The 10,012-nt window shown below is 40.1% G+C and carries 8 protein-coding genes; 3 read left to right on the top strand and 5 right to left on the bottom strand.

The annotated features are described in order from the left end of the window. Window positions 1–267: 267 nt before the first annotated feature. From mdh to E1176_RS12000, 3 genes are all read left to right on the top strand, one after another. On the top strand, window positions 268–1,188 hold the full coding sequence (gene mdh, locus E1176_RS12010) for a malate dehydrogenase (protein ID WP_155210881.1): 921 nt from the start codon (window positions 268–270) through the stop codon (window positions 1,186–1,188). Between the two features lie 215 nt (window positions 1,189–1,403). Continuing rightward, a complete protein-coding gene (locus E1176_RS12005) occupies window positions 1,404–3,611 on the top strand; it encodes an ATP-binding protein (RefSeq protein ID WP_155210879.1) in 2,208 nt (735 codons plus the stop codon). 17 nt (window positions 3,612–3,628) lie between these two features. After that, the gene (locus tag E1176_RS12000; RefSeq protein WP_155210877.1) at window positions 3,629–4,180 is read left to right on the top strand and encodes a biliverdin-producing heme oxygenase; all 552 of its coding nucleotides are present in this window, start codon (window positions 3,629–3,631) and stop codon (window positions 4,178–4,180) included. Between the two features lie 105 nt (window positions 4,181–4,285). Here the strand turns inward: E1176_RS12000 and E1176_RS11995 are convergent, their stop codons facing one another. The 5 genes from E1176_RS11995 to E1176_RS11970 form a co-directional block, all read right to left on the bottom strand. Then, a complete protein-coding gene (locus E1176_RS11995) occupies window positions 4,286–5,119 on the bottom strand; it encodes a hypothetical protein (RefSeq protein WP_155210875.1) in 834 nt (277 codons plus the stop codon). An 83-nt stretch (window positions 5,120–5,202) separates the two neighbouring features. After that, complete coding sequence (locus E1176_RS11990; RefSeq protein ID WP_155210873.1) at window positions 5,203–6,864, bottom strand: ABC1 kinase family protein; 1,662 nt, start codon at window positions 6,862–6,864, stop codon at window positions 5,203–5,205. Window positions 6,865–7,237: 373 nt separating this feature from the next. After that, on the bottom strand, window positions 7,238–8,563 hold the full coding sequence (locus tag E1176_RS11980; RefSeq protein WP_155210871.1) for a hypothetical protein: 1,326 nt from the start codon (window positions 8,561–8,563) through the stop codon (window positions 7,238–7,240). 1 nt (window position 8,564) lies between these two features. Continuing rightward, entirely contained in the window at window positions 8,565–9,473 is a 909-nt protein-coding gene (locus E1176_RS11975; protein ID WP_155210869.1) for an AAA family ATPase, read from the bottom strand. A 148-nt stretch (window positions 9,474–9,621) separates the two neighbouring features. Further along, a partial coding sequence (locus E1176_RS11970) for a TlpA family protein disulfide reductase (RefSeq protein WP_155210868.1) occupies window positions 9,622–10,012 on the bottom strand: 391 nt, incomplete at its 5' end.

Genomic DNA, 10,012 nt, shown 5'->3' with positions numbered 1-10,012 from the left:
TTTGATAGCCACCTTGAGGTGAAAGCAAAAATGCTCGAGTCGCTCACTAAAATCTATAGCGATTACAACGCCAATCTTTTCAAAGCCTATAAATCTTCAATGGGCTTCTTTAACCTTGCACAGCTTTACAAAAAGTAGATTAAGCAACAGGCTGCAATCGATTTAGATTTATTAAATGTTTTATTACGGTCTATTTAGCGAAGTCAGGCCTATTCTTTAAATTTGCACTCCAAATAATCCTTTTCTAATTCAAACCATAAATAAAATATGAAAATTACCGTAGTAGGTGCAGGAGCTGTAGGAGCAAGCTGTGCTGAGTACATCGCTATCAAAGACTTTGCTTCAGAAGTAGTACTTATCGATATCAAAGAAGGTTTTGCAGAAGGTAAGGCCATGGATTTGATGCAGACTGCATCACTCAACAGTTTTGATACTAAAATTACTGGTACAACCAACGATTACACAAAAACTGCTGATAGTGATATCGCGGTGATCACTTCAGGTATCCCTAGAAAACCGGGTATGACACGTGAGGAGTTGATCTCTACCAATGCTGGTATTGTAAAGCAGGTATCAGAAAATCTGATCAAGCACTCTCCAAACGTAATCATCATCGTAGTATCTAACCCAATGGATACGATGACTTACCTTGCTCACCAATCAACAGGATTGCCTAAAAACAGAATTATAGGTATGGGTGGAGCTTTAGACTCTGCCAGATTTAAGTACAGATTATCTGAGGCCCTTGAGTGCCCTGCGTCAGATGTTGATGGTATGGTAATCGGTGGACATAGCGATACAGGTATGATTCCTTTGACTCGCCTTGCTACAAGAAATAGTGTACCTGTTTCTAAATTTTTGAGTGAAGATAAGCTTAACTATGTGATGGAAGAGACCAAAGTAGGTGGTGCTACACTTACTAAATTACTTGGTACTTCTGCATGGTACGCACCGGGTGCTGCAGTATCAGCGATGGTACAGGCGATTGCTTGCGACACGAAGAAAATGTTCCCTTGCTCTTGCTTGCTAGAAGGTGAGTATGGTTTAAACGACATTTCTATTGGTGTGCCCGCTATAATCGGTAGAAACGGTATCGAAAAAATCGTTGAGATCGAACTTGATGATGCTGAAAAAGCTAAGCTAAAAGAAAGTGCTGAAGCCGTGAAGAAAACAAACGGATTGCTTTAAGCAATTACAAATCCCTATATATAAGATCCCCAATCGAAAGGTTGGGGATTTTTTTGTTTCAATGAAATTACCTTCATGTGATTTATCATATATATAAGGAATTAATTTAAACGTATAGTGTTACATGCACTTGTCTGCTTCTATTATTAGATAGCATTCGTACTAAACCTATAAGTTTATTAAGTTTACTTATTCTCTTCAAAAACTCTTGTGTAATGCAAAAAGAGCAGTTTATAGATTGCGAAAACGAACCAATTCATATTCCGGGGCAGATTCAAAGCAACGGACACCTCATAGGCCTGGATAATAAAAGTTTAAATGTACTTTACCTAAGCGATAATTTTAACGACATACTCTCGGTCGATGCAATCTTAGGAACTTCTGTAAGAGAGCTGGATCAGGCACTGAATATCTCTCCGGCCTCACTTGAAGATATACTTAAAGCCAGTAAGGCGGGTGCGACTTATGAAAACAACAATCCCTATAGAATAGTAATCGGTGAGGAGCTTTACTACCTCATAATATCTCCATCCGGTGAAGACAAAATCTTACTGGAGCTGGAAAGAATAGAGCAGAGTAAGCCAGAAGTAGACACCGAGTTACTTTTAGGTAAATCTGTTGTAGAAATCCAGAATAATAATAGCATTAACGGAATGATGCAGACGCTGGCCAACCAGATTAGAGAGGTTATTGGCTATGACCGGGTAATGGTTTACCGTTTTTGGGAAGACTGGCATGGAGAGGTAATAGCTGAGGATAAGCGCTCTGATTTAGAAGCATATCTGGGCCTTCACTATCCCGCATCTGACATACCACCCCAGGCCAGAGAATTGTATAAAAAAAATCTGACACGCATTATTAGTAATGTAAATGATGCACCTGTTGATATCCTTTCAAAATCGAAAGAACCAATAGATCTTTCTTTTGCAGAAATGCGAGCTATATCACCTGTTCATATTCAGTACCTGAAAAATATGGGTGTCACCAGTAGCTTCAGTATATCTCTTTTGAAAAATGGCGAATTATGGGGGCTTATTGCCTGCCATAATTACTCTCCGAAGCATATTGATTACATGACACGTAAGGCCGGAAAGCTGATTTCTCAGTTGTTTTCTACGGCACTGTCTTATAAAAGTGATAACGAATCGTTGGTGTTAGAAAAGAAGTATGAGCATTGTTTAGACAGCCTGAATTTACAGATGGAGCATAGGCTTGACGTGAAGATGGGACTTTTTGATAATGATGTTACGCTGCTCGATATTAACTCTGCGCACGGTGCAGCCCTGGTATTTGACGGTAAAATACATACCACGGGAAGTACACCCTCACATGATCAAATTAAAGCGCTCAGCCAATGGTTAAAATCAGAAAAACCACACAAGGTCTATAAAACATCATCGATAAGTAAGCACTACAAAGATGGTATTGATTTTAAAGATGTGGGTAGCGGTATTTTGGCAGCCGTCATTTCTCATGAATTGATGGAATATATCATTTGGTTTAAGCCTGAAAAAATAAAAGAAGTAAGCTGGGCCGGAAAGCCAGAAAAGATACTAGAGGTAGATGAAAAAGGTGTCAAAAAACTTACGCCACGAGCTTCTTTTGATGAGTGGAGAGAGACAGTAACAAACCAATCGGATTCTTGGACCAACCTTGAGGTAGAAACCGCAGATAAGCTTATTGATCAGGTGAATTACGTAATCACCAAAAAAGCCAATGAAATAAGGAAGCTCAATGAGCAGCTAAGCCGGGCTTATGATGAACTCGATACTTTTAGTTATACCATATCGCACGACCTGAAAACACCTCTGACAGCAATGATTGGTTTTTTAGATGTTTTTATGATGATGAATGAAGACATCGAGGCTTCTCAGCTAGATTACTTACAACGCGCCAAAAGAAATGCTGAGAAGATGACTGGGATGATTCAGGATATTTTAGAGTACTCAAAAATAAGAGGAGAAATTCAGGACAGTACTTCTATTGATATGACTGAATTAATCAAAGAAATAGCCAACGACCTGGAAAGTAAATACGCTGAAAAGGATGTACAAATCAGGTGTAATAGTAGTCTTATACCATTACAGGGAAATAGAGTGATGATCAATCAGGTGTTTAGCAATTTGTTGGACAATGGGATAAAATATTCAGACGGTAAAGTGCCTGAAATCGTGATTGATAGTGAAAAAAATGATAAAGAAGTAATCTATAGCATTAAAGACAATGGCATAGGGATGCAAGAGTCTGAATCAGATAAAATATTTAACCTATTCTATCGCCTGAAAGATACATCAGAAATAGAAGGCAGCGGTGTGGGATTGGCGATTGTGAAACGTATCGTTGAAAAGCATAATGGAAGAATATGGGTGAAAAGTAAGCCAAAGCACGGCACTACTTTTTATCTGGCATTTCCGAGTAGATAATCTAAGAAATTGCAGTGATGATAGATGATTTGAGAAGACAGACAAAGCACTTACACGACCGTGTAGAAGTGGCTATGCAAGCGTCAAAAATTAGTGATCAATCGCTTAGAGAAGAGGACTACAAGAAGCTTATTATTACTAATTTCATAGTTTTTGAATCACTGAAAAGTGCCTTAAAAAAAGAGGGGGATTTAGTTTACTGGTTTGTAGATCGTACTGATGATTTGCATGCTGATTTAGAACAGCTCGGCATTGACTCAACCAGTTTTAGTGATAGCTCTTTATTTGCTGAGTGGTCTTACCATAAAAAACTGGGGGCAATCTACGTACTTAACGGTTCTGCTTTGGGCGGTAGCATGATAGCACGCTACCTGAAGGAGTACGATTGGATCGAATCCAGCCACTTTTACCGCAATGACGCGGACATTATGAATTCATGGAAAAAATTTAAGGCACACCTTGAATCAAGAGAGGCTTCAAGTGCCGAGAAAGATGAGGTGATTACAGGAGCCCAGGAAACTTTTGAATATTTTGAAAAGTTGGCAAGTCAATACACCCTTCAGCATTAAAGACTTAGGAAAAAGGTTGCTCAACAATAATTAAATCAGATAGAGGCTTCACGCTTCACTCTAGCAGATGGCTAAGGCCACTTCAATACAGTTAGACCGAAGGTATTAGTAATCGTAGAACTCTTTAATCACAATTTTCTTATCTGTAATTGACTTTTTCAGTTCTTTAAGAATATAGTAGCGATGCATAAACCCTGTGAGTACCACAAGTCTCTTGCCTTCATTCATTTCAGCTATTCTTAATATATTTCTGGCCATTGTTTGATTCCGGGTATCCCAAAAATCTGCCCAAAGCTGATATCCGTCTCTATAACTGATGTCTTCACCATCAGGCTTGGTATGAAATCTATTGGCAAACTCCGGGCGGTTATTAGTAATTTTCGTAACCATCTGATATTGATAATATTGGCGCCTTTCGCAGATACTGTCGTTTTTAGCGTTGTTAAAATTATCTGGTGATTTTGCGGCTGCAACCTTTAAGGGCTCCAACAAATCCTGATAAGTTTTAAATATTTCGGCTTCTTGTGGCGTCAATAAATCTGCCTGATACAAGCTATCGACTAACCTGGTTGTTAATCGATCTGTTGGCCTCATGCCATGATTAATTCTGTAGGCATTACGTCCTTCAAACTCATAGGGTCTTAGCTGAGCGGAAGGATATTTTTCAATATATCGCTGTGAGGCAATACCTTCATTTTGCTTTGGTGGGTTTTTATGTTTGAAATCTGCGGTAAAGAAAGAAGAGTCTAATTCTCTTAAGATAAAATCTGGCTTTACTTGTTCCAAGATATTGAAAAGAGTGTCAGGGTTAAAGTTTGGCTCGGGATTGTGCAAAGTACCAATTACAATTATTTCAGTTGGTTGCTCTGATGATTGCTCCGAGTTACATGCCTGAAAGAAGATGATTGATAGACAAATCAGGAGTGAAAGTTTTTTCATGATTAGTTACTGAGTGCTTTTAGTAGGTGCTTTTAAAAAATTCTAAAAACTAAAAGTACAAAAAACTTTACTTCACTTATAAGCTACCGCTTCATGTCATCGTCTTTAAACAAAATAGAATATATCAGGTAGAAGCCCAGGAGCGCAGCGATAAGAAATAAGATGATCGCCAAACCGGGATAGCCAAAAATCGTCCAGCTCGTGGGGATTTGTATGAGTAGGGCAGCGCCAATGATCATCGCGGCAATGATAATACCTACCGTGATGCGGTTGGCCACTTTATGTAGTGTGTCTGTCAGCCTTACTTCATCGATAGCATCGATCTTAAGTTTAAATTCATTTTCAGCCAGATGCTTAAGGATTTTGTTAAATCTTTCCGGTAATGATTCTGCCAGCTTTTTAACTTCTAAGAGTACATCTAAAAAGTTTTCTGATTTAAGCTCTTTTATCGCCTTAGCTCTCATCAACTTATTCACGCTTTTTTTAATAGCGGCATTGATGTCGTAATGAGGTGCCAATATCATTACGATCTGATCGAGATTGAGCAATATTTTACCGAGTATGTTTAGACCTACAGGGATATGAATGCGATTTTGAGCAGCTATACGATTCATATGAATCACCAGGCGACCAGTCTTCATGTCTTTAGCCGTGGCATTCTGGCTTGCCAGTATTACACGCACCACTTCTTTCTTAAATGCATGTAAATCCGCTTCAGTCTCATCGTACTTACTAATTTCTAAAAGTATATCTACAATCCGGTCGCTATCATATTTGCTTAGCGCTATCATAAGCTGCATGACTTGCTCTTGCATCTCTTTAGTAAACCTCGCAACCATACCCAGGTCTATTAGCGCAATTTTATTGTCGGGTAGCATGTATACATTGCCCGGGTGCGGGTCTGCATGTACAAAGCCGTCTATGATAATTTGTTTGACATACCCCTCGACCAGGTCGTCTACGAGCGGGGTCATGTCTTCTTCCAATAATTTTAAAGGACTTGTTTTAGTGATCTTTCTGCCTTCTATAAACTCCATGGTAAGCACCTGCGAACTGCAATAATCTGGTATTGGAGCTGGTACATAAAGGTGTTCAAACCCCTTCAGATTATTTCTTAAAGTAGAAAGGTTATGTGCTTCGCTGGTGTAGTTGAGCTCTTGAATAAGAATGTACTTAAGCTCATCTATTACCTCTGCTACATTGTACTTCCGGGCCTCATCAGAATGTTCTGCGGCCCAATTGGCCATTTCGGTGAGCGTTTCCAGGTCGGCCAAAAACTTATCCTTAATCCCCGGCTTTTGTATTTTAACGGCCACCTCAACCCCGGAATGAAGCCTGGCTTTGTGCACCTGACCGATAGAGGCACATGCCATTGGCTTTGGGTCGAATAAATCAAATGCTTTTGATATTCTAACCCCAATTTCTTGCTCAAATACAGCCTCTATATCTTCAAATGGGATTGATTCTACATTGTCCTGAAGCTCTGAGAGCGCCTCTAAATAGGCATTTGGCAATAAATCTGGCCGGGTTGATAATAACTGACCCAATTTTACATAGGTAGGCCCCATGTCTTTGAGGTCGTTTGCAAACTCCTCAGGGCTTTGGTCAAACTCTTCAGTGGTTTCCTCATTACTGTCGTTATTTATACTTTGCTCTGTGTGATTTACCACATCACTATTCCAGTATTTGATAAGGAATAGAAAGAATTTGCGATAGCGTTCAAGTTTCTCAGGTAATATCGACATGTTATTGTTGTGTTGTAATTACTATAACAAGTCATGCGCAGAATGTTCCGTGCTGTGAAATTCAAAAGAATTGAAAATAAAAATCCCCAGTGGATTAAGCCGGGGATTAAGATATAGACAACGTAATCTTTTATTTTAAAAGGCGCTCCTTACCAGGCCACCTTCTGCCCGTACATTTGAACCATTGATAACAGCCGCTTTTGTGCTACATAAGAATGTAACCACGTGGCACCATCATTTGTAATTAATTTTTGACAGCGATGAATTATCTGATTAAAGGAGTAACAGTAGTTATTGTACTTGTGATGCTACTCATAACCATTCCATTTGGAGTTTATAAAGGAGCCAGAAGGTAGAAGTACTGAGCGGTATTTTACCCGTCTATACTCTTGCTATTCATCGATTTTACAGCTCGCTCTATACCTGAAGGTGTTAATGGAAACATAGTGATGAGCTGCTGTATAACCTGGTTGGTGTAGGTATGTGGCCAGTATTTAAGCGGCTCCGGATTGAGCCATACGCATTTCTTAAACTTTTGTGCAATGGCCTTTAGACTGGCAATACTTACAGAATTAAGTTCATAAGGAGCCATGGCAGCATCACCAATAAAGAAAACACGGTACGATTTATTATGCATTAGCACCTTCTCGATCGGTATGGCTTTGGTTCTGCTTTCATCGATAAACACACGATCATAAATGGTGTTGTGGAAATAGTAAACCTCAAGATCATGCGCAAAGCGTGTTCTCATTTTTCTAAAGAGATTTTGCACACTTTTAATGTAAGGCGCCATTGAGTAGCCACCATTGTCGATGAGGACGATAACTTTTAGCTCTTCGTATTTTTCGCTGGATAGTTCGGGTATAAACAACCCACCACGCTTCAATCCTGATTTAATCGTCCGTGGCACATCTAATTTTTCTATGGCACCTTCTTCAATTACACCTTTGATAGAAGCTAAAGCGGCATCTACATTATCGTCATTAAGCAAAGCATCTCTATCGATAGGGAAGTAATTTTTGTCACCCATAACTTTGCGGGCCAGTTTGCCACCTCCCTGACCGCCAACTCTTATACCGTTTTTGGCAGCTCCACCATGGCCGTAAGGAGAAATCCCGCCCGTACCAATCCAGTGGCTACCTCCACCATGCTGTGTTTGCTGTTGTTGGCGCACCTTTTCCATGCGTTCCAGCAGTTCTTCTAAAGAAAGGTCGCTGTAGTCGGCCATTTTGTCGAGCACTCGCTCAGCAGGAGTACCATTATTGCTTATATCGTCTTTATCCTCTAGATCGGGATCATCTTTGTCCCACAACTCTTTGCCTGAGATCACCTCTTTGATGTCGTAACTTGTTAGGTGTACCTGATCGAGAAAGGTATTTACTAATTCTTCATCAGTCAGGTCACGATCAGCTTCATCTAAAAACTGTGTTTTCCATTGGGCAAAAGTTTCTGAGCGCAGAATGGCGTCTTCCAACGTCTGACCGGGTTGAATGGGTACATGCAAAAAATATTCGTAATATGCCTTCGTAAACGGGCCTATATCTGATGGCTCTTTCACAATAATTCCCTTTAAGACATTATAAATATCTCCCAGTGTTTTAATCAAACCTTTCTGCATGGCTTTTCTCAGCAAGAGTAGCGTGCGTACATCTGCTTTTAAGCCGTGAGCCCGGAATTTTTCTGGTAGGGAACTTAGCATATCAATTAAGTTGACTTCCAAATGAACCATTATCAACACCAATTAGTCGGTTGACACGCTCCATATCAGTTTGTGTTTTTATCAGGGCTCCAATACCTTCAAGCCCTTTTATCTTTTCAATAGCCTCTTTTGGCGCAATATCACTCATGTACTTCAACCAATTGAGAATCTCACGGGTCGTTGGTGCTCGCTCCAGTCCCAATCTTCTCAAGTGATAGAAAACATCTAAAGCGACTTTCACTACCTGCTCTTCGATTCCGGGATGGTGTTTTTCAATGATCTTGCTCATTACATCCTTTTGGGGAAAATCGATATAATGATAGATGCATCTCCCTTTAAAAGCCGTTGGTAGCTCCTGCTCACGGTTAGAGGTGATCACGATCGCGGGCATTTCTTCTTCCGAAACTTCTATCACTTCACCAGACTCAGGCATGATAAATTTCCTATGACTAAGCGCATACAGCAAGTCATTAGGAAACTCGCGAGGTGCTTTGTCTATCTCATCGATCAGCAGTACTGAGTTTGGCTTGCTGTAAGCAACAGCCGCAGGGCCTTTTACTACGTAATCTCCCAGCGACTCCGGATTTCGATCGCCTGTTGTAAGCTTGCTGTCGAGACCTTTTTCTTCCCTTTGCGCATTGAGAATTTCTATTTGAGAATCACGCAGGTATTTTACGTGATCAAATCTCGCGACAAATTGCTCTACATTACTTTTAGAACCTACAGGATAAACTTCTAAGTCGAGGCCACGGTCTTTGGCATAGTTGATCGGTAGCTCGGTTTTACCGGTACCGGGCTCGCCTTCTATCAAAAGGGGCATGCCCAAAGTGCGTGCCATATGAAAAGCCTGTGCGAGGGCCGGGTCGCATAAATATTTGTCTGATCCTGTCCAATGAGATGTTTCTGCCATAGTAATTACAAACTTGTTGAGGCGATTTTAGTTCATTTTAAACCACAAAGTTGGCAGAAGTGTCTGAATATATCGAGTATTTGAGCGGAAAATAAGTATCTACAATTTAGCTAGCACAGCGGACTCTTGAGTTAGTGTGGGCTGAGGACTATAAATTTTTCAGAAGGTCATTCAAACTGTCATAGAAATCATCACCCTCTCCGTTGAAAATATTATAAATCTTTCCATCAGGGCTGATTATGATTTTGGTGGGAAAAACTTCAACGGCATACATTACCGAAACATCCTTGTTAATATCGTTATCCTGATTTAGCAGATTAACCCATTTTAGGTCATGTTTATCGATGGCTTTCCTCCATTTGGCCTCTGTATCATTACACGCTATACCGATGATTTCTAACTTGTCTTTATAGTTAGCATAAATCTCCTTCATTTTAGGAAAACCGGCTATGCAAGGGGCACACCAACTTCCCCAAAAATCGAGTACAACATACTTTTTACCTTTTCCCGGAGTAAAAGAATATTCCTGGTTGTCTATT

The organism is Fulvivirga aurantia (genome assembly GCF_009711475.1).
Classification (GTDB): Bacteria; Bacteroidota; Bacteroidia; order Cytophagales; family Cyclobacteriaceae; genus Fulvivirga; species Fulvivirga aurantia.
This window is presented reverse-complemented; position numbering and strand designations above follow the sequence as displayed.

Excerpts from the sequence above, each read along its gene's own strand:
- E1176_RS11990 (WP_155210873.1), bottom strand. The coding sequence starts at position 6,864 with ATGTCGATATTACCTGAGAAACTTGAACGCTATCGCAAATTCTTTCTA.
- E1176_RS12005 (WP_155210879.1), top strand. The coding sequence starts at position 1,404 with ATGCAAAAAGAGCAGTTTATAGATTGCGAAAACGAACCAATTCATATT.
- E1176_RS11980 (WP_155210871.1), bottom strand. The coding sequence starts at position 8,563 with ATGCTAAGTTCCCTACCAGAAAAATTCCGGGCTCACGGCTTAAAAGCA.
- E1176_RS11995 (WP_155210875.1), bottom strand. The coding sequence starts at position 5,119 with ATGAAAAAACTTTCACTCCTGATTTGTCTATCAATCATCTTCTTTCAG.
- mdh (WP_155210881.1), top strand. The coding sequence starts at position 268 with ATGAAAATTACCGTAGTAGGTGCAGGAGCTGTAGGAGCAAGCTGTGCT.
- E1176_RS12000 (WP_155210877.1), top strand. The coding sequence starts at position 3,629 with ATGATAGATGATTTGAGAAGACAGACAAAGCACTTACACGACCGTGTA.
- E1176_RS11975 (WP_155210869.1), bottom strand. The coding sequence starts at position 9,473 with ATGGCAGAAACATCTCATTGGACAGGATCAGACAAATATTTATGCGAC.